The sequence below is a fragment of the Labilithrix sp. genome, assembly GCA_019637155.1.
Classification (GTDB): domain Bacteria; phylum Myxococcota_A; class Polyangia; order Polyangiales; family Polyangiaceae; genus Labilithrix.
Window position 1 is genome coordinate 63148 of record JAHBWE010000022.1, and the last position, 12454, is coordinate 75601.

A 12454-nucleotide genomic window follows, 5' to 3' on the forward strand; every position below is an offset into this window, starting at 1 on the left:
TCGGCGTCACGCCTCAGCCTGTCTTCTTGCGCTCGGCTTCGGCGGTCGCGGACGTGGCGGCTTTCACGATGCCGGGGCGTTCGACGCCGACCTCGATCATGCCCTGGCCTTCGCAGCGCGGGCACACGTACTCCTCGTCGTCCCACGCGCTGCCGGCGCGGCCGAACGGACCGCCGCCGGCGCCACCGCAGGAAGGACAGGGGACACGCTCGGAGCCCGGGACCATCGCCGATCAACCTACCACGCGGGCCCGCGGGGAGCCCAATCAGCTGCCGAGCGCCTTCAAAAGCGCGTTGCGGGCGGCCGTTCGCACCAGCGCGGCCGTGGCGCGGTCGCTCGTGTCCGGATCGATGCGGAGCACCTCCGCGCCGACCGCGACGCAGCGATCGTTCAGCGTGTCGAACTCGTGCGCCGGCATCAGCGTGCTCACGACGATGAGCTGCGGCATCGTCACGGGGATCCGCTCCGCCGCCGCGGCGACATGCCCGACGCGAAGGACCCGAATCGCGCCATCGGCAAGCACCTGTTGGCACATCTCGGCAAGATCATCCGAGAGACCGACGAGGATCGCAGTCGGCGTCGCGATCCTCTGCATGGTCGAGCGCAGCACCCCACGGTTCATAGTCCGAAAGCTCAGAATCCTCAACGTCGTGGCCCGCGCGTGCGTCTCTGAGGTGGAGCCTCGGGTCCAAAGTCGCATGTGCAACTGGACCCAAGAAGCCGCGCCAACGGTCCCGTCCCGAGCGCGCAGCGCGAGTGCGACATCTGGATGTGCAACCCGGCGCCCCTCGTCGCGGCCACGCCACGGGCCGCGAACGCCCGAGCGCCGCGTCTGGGTGGGAATCGATGTCGAGCCGCGTGCACGCCCAAACCCGCAGAAGCGCGGCAACGAGCGACCCGAGCGCATGCGGTGCCTTGTTGGGCAACCGACAGCGAAGCCGCGCGTGCCCGGGGCCCTATGCGCGTGGCTGCGTGCGCGCGAAAGCGGCCGCGCCGACGGTCATGAAGCGCCCCGAGCGCACGATCGCGGAGCATGGGTCGGGTACCGACAGCGAAGCCGCGCGTGCCCGGGGCCCCAGAAGCGGCCGCGAATGCGGGCGCGAAGCGCCCCGAGCGCTCCGCGCGAGGGCCGTGTCTGGGGTGGGGGTGTCGGGGGCGAAGCCCCCGACGTTGAGTGTGAGTCCGCCATTGCGTGGGGTGCGGCGTTGCGAGTAGCCTCGGGCGACTCCATGGCGAGCCCTTCCCTGGCCCTTCCCGGCGTGTTGTTCGTGGGAGAGGACGAGCGCGCGCGGCTCGTAGCCCACCTCGGCCCCGCCGCGGGGTGGATGATCCCGCGTGGCGTCCTCGGGTGGTCGACCGAGGTGTCGGTCGTCGCCCGCGATGCGATCACCGACTCGGTCAAGCGCGACGCCAAAATCGTGATGCCGGTCGAGCAGATCCCGACCGGCAAGTACCCGCTCGCCCACCAGGCGGCGCAGAAGAGCCCCCTCGTCGCGGTGTCGAGCCGCCTCACGCAGAAGCTCGTCGACTCCGGCATCCGCGTGCACACGGTCGGCGCCGATCGCGTGACGAGCAGCTTCTACTACCTGGCCGAGGGCGGCGGCGAAGAGCCCATCCGCATCGAGGGCGACCTCGTCGCGGCGGTCGGCGCCATGCTCGGCGACCGCGCGGACAACGCCGCGATCGAGCGCGTCCTCGACGGCCTCGTCGACCGGCTCGTGCGATCGCTCTCGAAGGACCGCGTCTCCGAGCTCTCGCTCGAGCTCGGGCACGCCCTCCCGCGCGCGGCGGCGGACGGCAGCGGCCTCCAGGACATCGATCTCGACGCCTTCGAGAAGGAGCTGAAGGGCCTCCTCGCCGCGTCCGAGAAATACACGCCGTTCCTCCAGGAAATCGCGACCAAGATCGGCGACACGAACGACCGCAAGGTCGACATCCCGCTCTACGGCGACGCGAAGAAGGTCTCGCAGGGCCCCTTCGAGCTCGAGGTCGGCAACAAGAAAGTCGCGCTCGTCACGCACGAGCGCTGGCTCGCGACCGGCCCGCTGACCGAGCCTCCGCCGAGGGCGAAGGCGGCCCCCGCGCCGGCGGAGTCGAAGCCGAAGACGCCGGAGCCGAAGCCCGTCGCCGCGAAGCCCGCGCCCGAGCCGAAGACCGTGCCGCAGCCGGCGGCGCGCACGCCGGAGCCGAAGCCGGCGGCCGCGAAGGCGGAGCCCGCGAAGGTCGAGGCGAAGCCGGCCGCACAGGCCGCGACCCCGAAGCCCGCGGCGGCGGAGATCCCGAAGCCGGCGCCCACGCCCTCTCCGAAGCCCGCGGCGGCGGAGATCCCGAAGCCGGCGCCCACGCCGGTCCCCACGCCGGAGCCGAAGCCTGAGCCCGCCGCGGCGAAGGCCGAGCCCCCGAAGGAAGAGCCGGCGCCGAAGCCCGAGCCCGCGAAGGCGGAGCCGGCGAAGGCGGAGCCCGCGAAGGCGGAGCCCGCGAAGGCCGAGCCCGCGGCCGCGGACGCGCCGAAGACCAAGACGATCCCGATCGAGAAGTCGCCCGCGACGGCGACGTCGGAGCCGGTGATTCCGAAGGCCGCGGCGACGCCGTCGACGGATTTCGCGAAAAACCCGTCTCAGCCGCAGCTGATGACCAAGGCCAAGGCCGCGGCCGAGGCGCAGCAGGTCAACCCGCGCGACGCGCGCATGGCGACGACGGCGCGGACGCCGCGAAAAGAGAAGGGGATCCCCTGGCTCTACATCATCGTCGGCCTCGCGCTCATCTTCGCCGCCGTCGGCATCTACAGCGTCCGGAAGAAGTAGGCGGCACGCGTCGGCGAGCAGCGCCGCCGCCCGCGAGCAGCGCGATCACGTGCGGCCGCGGCGGGCGTCCATTTCCGTGCGGATGGCGGCGAGGTCGGTCGGGCCCAGGGTCGCGCGTGCGGCGGGGAAGATGCGCGTCTCCTCGACGTCGATGTGCGCGCGGTAGGCGCGGATGAGCGCGTCGGCGACGGCGCCGAGCTCCTTCCAGAGGTCCGCGCTCGGGTCGAGGCGGCCCGCGACCGCGTCGTCGAGGCGGACCTGGAGCTTCCCATGCTCGACGTGCTCGTCGGTGAGGCGCGCGAGGTCGGCGGCGAGCTCGGGGCGGCCCTGCAGACGCGGAAAGAGCGAGCGATCCTCGTCGTCTTCGTGGCGCTTGATCTGGCGCGCGAAGAAGGCCGCGACGTCGGCGACCGTCTCGAGGTCGTGGGCGTCGACCGCTTCACCGAGCGCGGCGCAGGCCTCCTCGAGGCGCCGGTGACAGCGTTCGAGCTGAGCAAAGGGATCGATCGCTTCGTCACGGGGCATGAGCTTCGCGTAGCCGAATTCGTGGTAAGGAAAAAGTCTCACACCCGGTGTCCGCTTCCTTGTACGCCATGTTCCGCCGCATCGTCGGAGGGTTGGTCGACGCCGCCGGACGCCGCCCCGCCCTCGTCCTCGCCCTCGCGCTGATCTTCATGGTCGGCTCGTGGAGCTACGCGCGGAAGCTGGAGCTGCGATCGGACTTCCTCGAGCTCCTCCCGCGCGACTCCCCCGGCTTCAAGGCCTTCGAGCATCAGCTCGGGCGCGTCGGCGGCGGCGCCACCTTCCTCGTCGTCGTCGAGTCGCCCGATCGCGCCGCGAACGAGAAGTTCGTCGACGAGATCTCCGGCGACCTCGAGAAGCAGGCCACGAAGCGGAAAGAGTGCGTCGCCGCGTGCGGCCCCGACGACGGCGCGTGCAAGGCCGCGTGCGGTCCCGACTTCATCTCCTACGTCGAGAAAGGGACCAAGGACCTCCATAAGTTCTTCGACGAGCGGAAGTGGCTCTACGCGAAGATCAGCGACCTCGAAGAGGCCGACGAGACGCTCGACCACGAGATCGCCTACCGGAGCGGCGCGGTCGAGCGGCTCGACGTCGACGACGCGCCGTCCGCGCGCGGCCCCCCCGGAGGCGCCGGCGCCGCCGCCCCCCCACCTCCGCCGCCGCCCGCACCCGCCGCCGACGCCGGCGCGCCCGCCGAGCCCGCCGCGAACCCCCATCTCACGCTCGGGATGGACAAGTACTACTCGCGCTGGAAGAACGCGGGGCAGAAGTTCGACGACTTCCCGACCGGCTACTTCGCGAACGACGCCGGCACGATCATGGTCGTCCGCATCGTGTCCAACGCCTCCGGCACCGGCGGCTACACGGGGGACCTGTTCCTCCAGGACATGACGAAGCGCATCGCGGACATGAAGATCACCGAACGCTTCCACCCCGAGATGAAGGTGGGCTTCGCCGGCGACATCCCGAACGCGGTCGCGGAGAAGGAGTCGACGCTGAGCGAGGCGGCGTGGGCGTCGGGCATCGCCTTCCTCCTCATCCTCGCCGGCATCGTCGTCTACTACCGCTCGCCGTGGTCGCTCGTCGTCATCTCGATCCCCGCGCTGATGGGCGTCGGCGCGGCGTACGCGTTCGCGACCGCGACGTTCGGCTACGTGAACACGCCGGGCGCGTTCCTCGGCGCGATCATCCTCGGCAACGGCATCAACTACCCGATCGTCCTCTTGTCGCGCTATCGCGAGTTCCGCGCGCGGGGGATGGAGCGGGAAGAGGCGCGCCGCGAGGCGGTCCTCAACGCGTTCCGCGCCGAGCTCGTCGGCGCGTCGGTCGCGAGCATCGCGTACGGCTCGCTCACGATCACGCAGTTCCGCGGCTTCAGCCAGTTCGGCACGATCGGGTTCGTCGGCATGATCCTCGTGTGGGCCGCGATCGTGCCGGTCGTGCCGGCGCTCATCGTCGTCATCGAGTGGCTCCAGGAGCGCCTCCCGCCGTTCCTCCGCGATCCGACGTCGTCCGTCGCGCACGACGGATCGAGCGGGCCGATCATGCGCGGCATCGCGCGCGTGACCGAGCGGTGGCCGAAGCTCTTCGTCATCGTCCCGCTCGCCTTCACGCTGTGGTGCGCGGCGAAGGTCCCCACCTTCCTGAAGGACCCATGGGAGTACAACTTCTCGAAGCTCGGCTCACGCTCGTCGAAGCAGGCGGCCGGCCCCGGCGCGTGGAGCGTCAAGGCCGACAACGAGGTCTTCAAGGGCAAGCAGAACATCTCCGGCGTCCTCATCCTCGCCGACAGCGAAGAGCAGGTCCCCGAGCTCGAACAGAAGATCCTCGCCGCCGATCGCGCCGACCCGGAGGGCGCGCTCATCGAGGAGATCATCTCCGTCTATCACTTCCTCCCCGGCACGAAGAAGGAGCAAGAAGAGAAGCTCGCGGTGCTGGACCGCATCCGCGATCGCCTCACGCCGCGCGTCCTCTACGACGTCTCGCCGGAGGAGCGGATGCGCCTCACCGAGATGAAGCCGCCCGACGACCTCGCGGTCGTGGAGCCGAAGGACCTGCCGCCGCTCATCCGCCGCCGGTTCGAGGAGAACAACGGCAAGATCGGGACGCTCATGTACATCAAGTACAAGTGGGGCGTCTCGTTCTCGAACGGCAAGAACCTCCTCCGGATGGCGAAGACGACCGACAACGTCCGCCTCGACAACGGCACCGTGGTGCAGACCGCGAGCCGCTCCACCATCTTCGCGGAGATGATCCGCTCGATGGAGCGCGACGGCCCGCTCGCGACCGGCGCGTCGTTCCTCGCGGTGACGATCGTCGTCATCCTCGCGACGCGATCGCGGGTCGGCTCCTTCGCGACGCTGCTCGCGCTCTTCATGGGCGTGACGTGCCTCGTCGGCCTCGCCGCGCACTACGACATGCGTCTCAACTTCTTCAACTTCATCGCGCTGCCGATCACGTTCGGCATCGGCTGCGAATACCCGTTCAACGTGTTCGATCGCACGCGCCTCTTGAAGGGCGACGTCACCTCTGCGGTCTCGCGCAGCGGCGGCGCGGTCGCGCTGTGCAGCTACACGACGACGATCGGCTATAGCTCGATGTTGTTCTCGGACAACCAGGCCCTCCAGTCGTTCGGCCGGCTCGCGATGTGGGGCGAGATCGCGTGCGTCGTGATGGCGCTCTTCTTCCTGCCGTCGCTCTTGCATCTGTTCGGGCTGAGCAAGCACGCCTCCAAGTGAACCGAGCCCGGCCGTACCTCGCCGTCACGCTCGGGGTCACCTGCGTCACCGCGTACTTCAGCGCCGCGTACTTCCACGTCGACGAGTACTTCCAGGTCCTCGAGCTGGTGCGCTTCAAGCTCGGCGAGATCGGCGAGCCGCTCCCGTGGGAGCACGTCGAGCGGCTGCGGCCGTGGCTCCAGCCCTTCCTCTACTACTGCGTCGCGACCGCGCTCGGCGTCCGTGACACCTTCCGCCTCGCGTTCGTCGCGCGCCTGGTCACCGGCCTCGCGAACGTCGGGGCGCTCGCGTTGCTCTTGCGCACCACGCTCCCGTGGCTCGGCAGCGAGCGCGAGCAGCGGTTCCACGTCCGCGTGCTGACGTTGCTCGGGTTCTTCCCGTACCTGTTCGTGCGCACGTCGTCGGAGAGCGCGTCGATGGCGGCGCTCACGGCGGGGTTCGCGGTGCTCCTCGCGGGGGCGACGCGCGACGGCGCGCGCTGGACGGCGCCGCTCCCGCCGCGGAGCGCCGTCCTCGGCGGGTTCTTGCTCGGCCTCGCGTTCGAGCTGCGCTTCCAGACGGCGTTCGCGTCGCTCGGGATCGCGGCGTGGCTCGGCGTCGTCGCGCGGCGTCGCGCGCTCTTGCTCTTGCCGGGCGGGCTCGGCGCGGTGGTCCTCGGCGCGCTCGCCGATCGCTGGGGCTACGGCGCGTGGGAGCTCCCCGCCTGGACCTACTTCCGCGCGAACCTCCTCGAAGGCGCGGCGGGCATGTTCGGGACCGATCCGCCATTTTCTTATCTCTGGCTCACGCCTGCGAACGTGTTCCTGCCCGTCGTCGTCGCGGTGATGATCGCGGTCGCCGTCGCGTGGCGCCGGAACCTGCGCCATCCGCTCACCGCCGCGACGCTGCCGTTCGTCGTGGTCCACAACCTGATCGCGCACAAGGAAGAGCGCTTCCTCTTCCCGGTCGCGGTGCTCGTCGTCGCGCTCGTGTCGCTCACGACGAAGCCGGGGCGCTGGCTGAAGCCGCTCGCGGTCTACAGCACCGCGATGATGGCGCTCCTCGCCTTCGTGCCGCTCGGCTGGCACACCCACGTGCGGTTCACGCGCTGGGTCCACGAGCACCTGGGCGACGACTTCCACGCCGTCGCGCTCCCCGAGATCGACCTGAACCTCCCGCCGTTCCGGCCGCGCGTCTACGACGTGGAGAAGGCGGACGCGGCCGAGATCGTGCGCCGGCTCGACGCGCGCGAGGCGCGCACGTGGCTGATCGCCGATCGCCCGATCCTCACCACCGGCACCTCGCTCGACGAACGCGCGGTCCTCGTCTACTCGGAGCTCCCCGGCTACGCCGACCCCGCGTGGCGCGCCCGTGCGATGCGCTGGGTCGACGCGTACAACGCCGCCGCGCGCCCGCCGCTGCGCAAGGTCCACTACCGCAGCCTCTACCGCCTCGATCGCTGACGCGAGTGCTAACCTCGGCGGCGATGTCGGAAGGGATCTTGCTGCCGCCGGTCGCTCGCGGAACGCTCCTCGCGAAGGAGGCGCGCGTCGCGAGGCTCGGCGAGGCGCTCCCGCAGATCCGGGCCGCGCTCGCGGGCGAGGACGACGCGGTCGCGATCGAGGCCACGCTCGCGTGTTTGCTCTGGGAGACGCTCGTGCAGACCAACTGGTGCGGGTTCTATCGCCGCGTCGGCGCGTCGACCCTCGCGGTCGGTCCGTACCAGGGGACGATGGGGTGCCTCCGCATCGAGCTCGCGCGCGGCGTCTGCGGCGCCGCTGCGCGCACGCGGGAGGTGCAGCTCGTCCCCGACGTCCACGCGTTCCCGGGCCACATCGCGTGCGACGATCGCACGCGCTCCGAGCTCGTCGTGCCGGTCCTCGACGCGCAGGGCGAGCTCCGCGCGGTCCTCGATCTCGACTCGCCGCACCTCGACGCGTTCAGCCGCGAAGAGGCGGATCTCCTGTGCGGCCTCGTCCGCGACGCGCTCGCGAGCGCCCGCTTCGAATGAAGCGCCTGCTCCTCGCGCTCCTCCTCGGCGCGTGCGCGAAGAGCGCGGAGCCGGGGAGCTGCTATCGCGGGCAGGACAACGCGTGCGTCGAGTACGACGGCGCGCGCGGCGCGGCGGGCAAGCACCTCTGCGCGGGACAGACGTGGCGCGCCGGCGCGGGGACGTGCCCGCGCGAAGGGCGCGTCGGCACGTGCACGAAGAAGGACGTCACCGAGATCGTCTACGCGGGGCCGCCGAACAACTTCGGCGCCGCGAGCGCGCAGGCCGCCTGCGAGCACGGCGGCGGGGCGTTCACGGGTACTTCGCCTTGATCTCTTCGATGCAGGCCTTGTCCTTCTGGTCCTTGCAGGTCTGCTTGAGCAGGTTCACTTCGTCTGGCGACGCATGCCCTGACTTCACGACGGGGTCGAGCAGGCGCCGGACGCCCTGATGATCGCCGCGGAGCGCCGCGGCGCGCGCGAGGTCGATCGTCGACTCTTTCGGCTTCGGGGCGGGCGCGGGCGCGGGCGGCGCGGCCGGCTGCGGGTTCGGCGCGGGGGGCGCAGGGTTCATCGTGCCGCTCGTCACGTTCGTGTGCCCCGTCGGCTGCTTCGTCGATCCCGACGGCGGCGCGGAGTCGACCGGCACCGGCGCGGGCGTCGCTTCGCCCGACTTGAGGAGGTCCTCGGCCTCCTTGCGCTTCGCGGGATCGACCTTCGGATCGGCGATGACGCGGTTCAGCTGGTTGCGCCGCGCGTCGGGATCGGGCTCGACCTTCGCCTTGCGGATGATCGAGTCGGCCCACGTCGTCACGATCCAGCGGAAGTCGGGCTGCTCGCGCCAGGGCGAGGACTCGGGGATGGCGGCGATCGCGACGTGCGACTGCTCGCAGTCCTCGAGCGTGCACTTCTGCTTCGCCTCGGCGAGGATCTGCTGGTCCGTGTCGTTCACGGGAGCCGCGCCCGCGTCGAGCGCGTCCGCGTTGCTGTTGCGGTGCGAGATGATGAGCGCGGCCGCGAGCACGCCGCCGCCGATGATGAGCGCGCCGACGACGGGCAGCGCGTAGGCGCCGAGGCCCTTCCGCGGGCCGACGTTCAGGTCGACGTCGCGATCGCTGATCGCCGTGAGCTGCTGGCTCTCGTTCGGCCCCGGCACGAACACCTGGCCCGCGCCGACGAACTTGAAGCGGACGTCGCCGAGCTCGATGACGTCGCCCGCCTCGATGATGCTGCGGCGGAGCTCGACCGCGTTCACGCGGACGCCGTTCGACGATCCCTTGTCGACGATCTCGAAGCGCCCGTCGCCCAGCGCGTGCACCTCACAGTGGAGGCGCGACACCGAGTTGTGGTTGACCGAGATGGACGCGTCCTCGGCGCGGCCGATCGTCATGCGCTCGCGATCGAGCGGGTACTCGACGCCGGGGGTGGGGCCGACGAGCATGACGAGGCGGTTGGGGCGCTCGGTGAGGGTCTGCCCGCGGTACGCGGTGGCGATCGGGATCGTCGCCTTCGCGTCGCTCGGGTCGATGCTCGTGATCGGGATCGTCGCGTTCTCGAGCGTCGCCTGCGCGGCGTCGTCCTGGAGGACGATGCGGTAGTCGCCGATCTGGATGAGGTCGCCGTTCTGGAGGTCCTGCGTGTGCGCGACCCGGAGGCCGTTCACGAAGAGGCCGTTGTAGCTCCGGAGGTCTTCCAGGACGAAGACGCTGCCGCTGCCGTTCGCGGCGCGGTTCCGCCGAACGCGACCGTGCGTACGCGACACGTTCCGCTCGGTCAGCCGGATGGTGTTCCCCTCCTGACGACCGATCGAGTAGTCATCGCGCGTGAGCGGGACGACCGTGCGCTTTCCTTCGTCGTCCTCGATGACCAGCTTCCACATGGGAGCACGCAGCGCCTAAGCGCCCGGAAAGTTTAGCGAGCTGAAGCGACGAAACGCAACTGGCAACCTTCCGCCACGAACGCGATCCCGAGAGCGCCTCCTTGCAGCGGTTACGAGCGAAATCGTTGACCTTTTTGCTTCTGACCCTCGTCGCGTGCGGGAGCGCGGCGCCCGGAACCGTCGGCGCGGCCCTCGGCCAGCGGACCGATCGGCGGGTTTTCCTGCGGGCGGGTTTCTAGTTTCGAGAGGGCTCTGCCCTCTCGAGCTCTCCCGCCGGGGGTTCTCCGCGCGCGCTGCGCGCGCGCTCCGACGCCCCCGGACCCCCCGAGAGGGGGAGGCCCAACCCCGGGGATGGTGGGCGGGGTTTTTTAGTCGAGGTGTTGGGGTTCGCCTGGGGGGAGCATGGCTAGGAAGGCGTCGCGGGCGGCGTCGACGCGGAGGGGGTCGCGGCCGTCGAAGGTGAGCTTCGTCTTGTAGCTGGGGTCCTGCCACTTCGGGTACGAGCCGACGCCGACGTCGGGGAAGCGGTCGACGACGGCGTCGAGGAGCGGCTTGAGGTCGCCTTCGTCCATCTTCGTGTAGACTGCACGCGATAAGAAGCCGGCGCAGCCCTCGCCGATGCGGTTCGTCACCACCGCGAGCTTCATCCTGAAGATCTCCGGCACGCCGGGGAGGAGCCACGTGTTCTCGATGCGGATGGTGGGCCAGCGGATGTTCTCGTGCGTCTCGAGGCTCGCGCCTTCGGGCACGAGCGCCATCTGGAGGTGGCCGTCCGTGATGCGCTCCTTGTAGTGGTCGCGCAGCATCGAGGCGAGGGTGGGGTCCTGGACGACCTTGCGCCCGAAGGCCTGCGCGACGGCTTGCACCGTGACGTCGTCGTGCGTGGGTCCGACGCCGCCGGAGGTGACGAGCCAGTCGTGCGCCGCCGCGAGCTCCTTCACCTCTCGCGCGATGACCTCGACGTCGTCGAGGACCATCACGACCCGACGCAGCTCGATGCCGAGCCCGCGAAGCGCGCGAGCCAGGACGACGACGTTGGCCTCCTCGATCTTCCCGCTCAGGAGCTCGTTCCCGATGACGAGCACAGCCGCGGTCTTCGGCGGGGTGAGGACGCTCACGCCCGCGAGCATAGCTTTTCTTGTTCGAGAGGGGCGCTGCCCCTCTCGAGCTCTCCCCGCCGGGGGCCGTCGCGCGAAGACGCGCTCCGCGCCCCCGGGCCCCCGCAGAGCGAGGCCCAAGCGGGCAAGCGGGCGGTCGGGAGAGGGGCGGAGCGGGGCGGGGCGTAACTTGCGCTGTAGTTGCGGGGGGTGAGGAATAGGCTGGTATGCTCGATCGGGTGGGAGAAGCTGCGGCCAAGCGCGTTCTCGTCGTCGAAGACTCCGTTTCGACGCGGTCGCTCGTGCGCGCGGTGCTCGAGGCGTCGGACTGGGTGTCGGCGGTGGGGCCGATCGAGGTGACCGAGGCGCAGAGCGGCTTCGATGCCATGCGGCTCCTCCCGCGGACGCGCTACGACCTCATCATCACCGACATCAACATGCCGGACGTGAACGGGCTCGAGCTCATTCACTTCATCCGTCGCTCCGAGCAGTATCGGTCGACGCCGCTCATCATCATCTCCACGCAGGCGACCGAGCGCGACGTCGAGCGCGGCAAGAAGCTCGGCGCCGACGCGTACGTGCCGAAGCCCTTCACGCCGGAGCTGCTCCGCGGCGCGTGCGAGCGCCTGCTCGCGGCCTCGGCCGAGAGGGCCGAGAGGGCGTAGTGGCCGAGCAAGGCGGCGGCGGGCGCGGCGGCGGCGACGGGAGCGACAAGGCGCGCGAGGAGTTCTTCTCCGAGGCGCAGGAGATCGTCGAAGGGCTCTCGCGCGATCTCCTCGCCCTCGACGAGGTCTGCCGCCGCGGCGGCAGCGACGCCGAGCTCGTCAACGACGTGTTCCGCGCCGTCCACACGCTGAAGGGGCTCTCCGGCCTCTTCGGCGCGACGATGATGTCGGGCCTCTCCCACGAGCTCGAGGAGATCCTCGACGACCTCCGTCTCGGTCGCATCGAGCTCGCGCCGCAGGTGCTCGACCTCCTCTTCCAGGCGGTCGACCTCTACGGCGTCATCCTCTCCGCCGCGAAGGGCGACTCGCCCGAGCCCGCCGCGGAGGTGAAGGCGTTCCTCGCCGCCCTCGGTCACGTCATCCCGCAGAAGGGCGGCGCCGGCGCGCGCCCGATGCAGGACTACGACCTCGATCCGAACCTGCTCGGCGTCCTCACCGAATACGAGGAGCACCGCCTCCGCTCCAACATCCAGGCCGGGCTCTCGCTTTACCGGATGCGCGTCCAGTTCCAGCTCGCCACGATCGACTCCGCGCTCGACGGGCTCAAGTCGAAGACGCGGCCGCACGGCGAGATCATCACCTACCTCCCCACCGGCGAGGGCGGCGACGCCGAGAGCGTCGAGCTCGAGATCCTCGTCGCGAGCCGCGAGCCGCTCTCCACCCTGAACGACGCCGTCGCCGGCCCCAACATCTCCGTCGAGGAGGTCAGCCGCCGCGGCGG

Annotated in this window: 11 protein-coding genes and 1 pseudogene; 7 read left to right on the forward strand and 5 right to left on the reverse strand. The window is 70.6% G+C overall.

All coding sequences use genetic code 11. From position 1 onward, the window contains the following. Nucleotides 1-13 precede the first annotated feature (13 nt). Together KF837_37265 and KF837_37270 are read right to left on the reverse strand one after the other, a co-directional pair. Nucleotides 14-226: a hypothetical protein gene (locus KF837_37265; GenBank protein ID MBX3233034.1), complete on the reverse strand. Its 213-nt coding sequence runs from the start codon at nucleotides 224-226 to the stop codon at nucleotides 14-16. 39 nt (nucleotides 227-265) lie between these two features. Continuing rightward, complete coding sequence (locus KF837_37270; GenBank protein ID MBX3233035.1) at nucleotides 266-610, reverse strand: hypothetical protein; 345 nt, start codon at nucleotides 608-610, stop codon at nucleotides 266-268. 619 nt (nucleotides 611-1229) lie between these two features. On the opposite strand from KF837_37270, the gene KF837_37275 reads away from it, so the two are divergent. Next, nucleotides 1230-2804, forward strand: coding sequence for a hypothetical protein (locus KF837_37275; protein ID MBX3233036.1), 1575 nt, complete (start codon nucleotides 1230-1232; stop codon nucleotides 2802-2804). Nucleotides 2805-2849: 45 nt separating this feature from the next. On the opposite strand, the gene KF837_37280 is transcribed toward KF837_37275, so the two are convergent. Continuing rightward, nucleotides 2850-3329, reverse strand: a complete 480-nt coding sequence (locus KF837_37280) for a hemerythrin domain-containing protein (GenBank protein MBX3233037.1) — start codon at nucleotides 3327-3329, stop codon at nucleotides 2850-2852. Nucleotides 3330-3376: 47 nt separating this feature from the next. On the opposite strand from KF837_37280, the gene KF837_37285 reads away from it, so the two are divergent. The 4 genes from KF837_37285 to KF837_37300 are packed head-to-tail and all read left to right on the forward strand — an operon-like array spanning nucleotide 3377 to nucleotide 8365. Beyond that, nucleotides 3377-6064 carry an MMPL family transporter gene (locus tag KF837_37285; GenBank protein MBX3233038.1) on the forward strand — a complete coding sequence of 896 codons (2688 nt, stop codon included), beginning with the start codon at nucleotides 3377-3379 and terminating at the stop codon, nucleotides 6062-6064. Then, nucleotides 6061-7506, forward strand: coding sequence for a hypothetical protein (locus KF837_37290; GenBank protein ID MBX3233039.1), 1446 nt, complete (start codon nucleotides 6061-6063; stop codon nucleotides 7504-7506). Before KF837_37285 ends, KF837_37290 begins: the two co-directional genes overlap by 4 nt. A 23-nt stretch (nucleotides 7507-7529) precedes the next feature. Then, nucleotides 7530-8054, forward strand: a complete 525-nt coding sequence (locus KF837_37295; protein ID MBX3233040.1) for a GAF domain-containing protein — start codon at nucleotides 7530-7532, stop codon at nucleotides 8052-8054. Further along, on the forward strand, nucleotides 8051-8365 hold the full coding sequence (locus KF837_37300) for a hypothetical protein (protein MBX3233041.1): 315 nt from the start codon (nucleotides 8051-8053) through the stop codon (nucleotides 8363-8365). Before KF837_37295 ends, KF837_37300 begins: the two co-directional genes overlap by 4 nt. Here KF837_37300 and KF837_37305 read toward each other — a convergent pair. Together KF837_37305 and KF837_37310 are read right to left on the reverse strand one after the other, a co-directional pair. Beyond that, complete coding sequence (locus KF837_37305; GenBank protein ID MBX3233042.1) at nucleotides 8346-9911, reverse strand: FHA domain-containing protein; 1566 nt, start codon at nucleotides 9909-9911, stop codon at nucleotides 8346-8348. The genes KF837_37300 and KF837_37305 overlap by 20 nt on opposite strands. Nucleotides 9912-10279: 368 nt before the next feature. Further along, nucleotides 10280-11041: a competence/damage-inducible protein A gene (locus KF837_37310; GenBank protein ID MBX3233043.1), complete on the reverse strand. Its 762-nt coding sequence runs from the start codon at nucleotides 11039-11041 to the stop codon at nucleotides 10280-10282. A gap of 194 nt (nucleotides 11042-11235) precedes the next feature. On the opposite strand from KF837_37310, the gene KF837_37315 reads away from it, so the two are divergent. Both KF837_37315 and KF837_37320 read left to right on the forward strand, forming a co-directional pair. Then, a complete protein-coding gene (locus KF837_37315) occupies nucleotides 11236-11673 on the forward strand; it encodes a response regulator (GenBank protein ID MBX3233044.1) in 438 nt (145 codons plus the stop codon). Continuing rightward, nucleotides 11673-12449: pseudogene (locus tag KF837_37320) on the forward strand (Hpt domain-containing protein). Before KF837_37315 ends, KF837_37320 begins: the two are co-directional and overlap by 1 nt. Nucleotides 12450-12454: the final 5 nt, after the last annotated feature.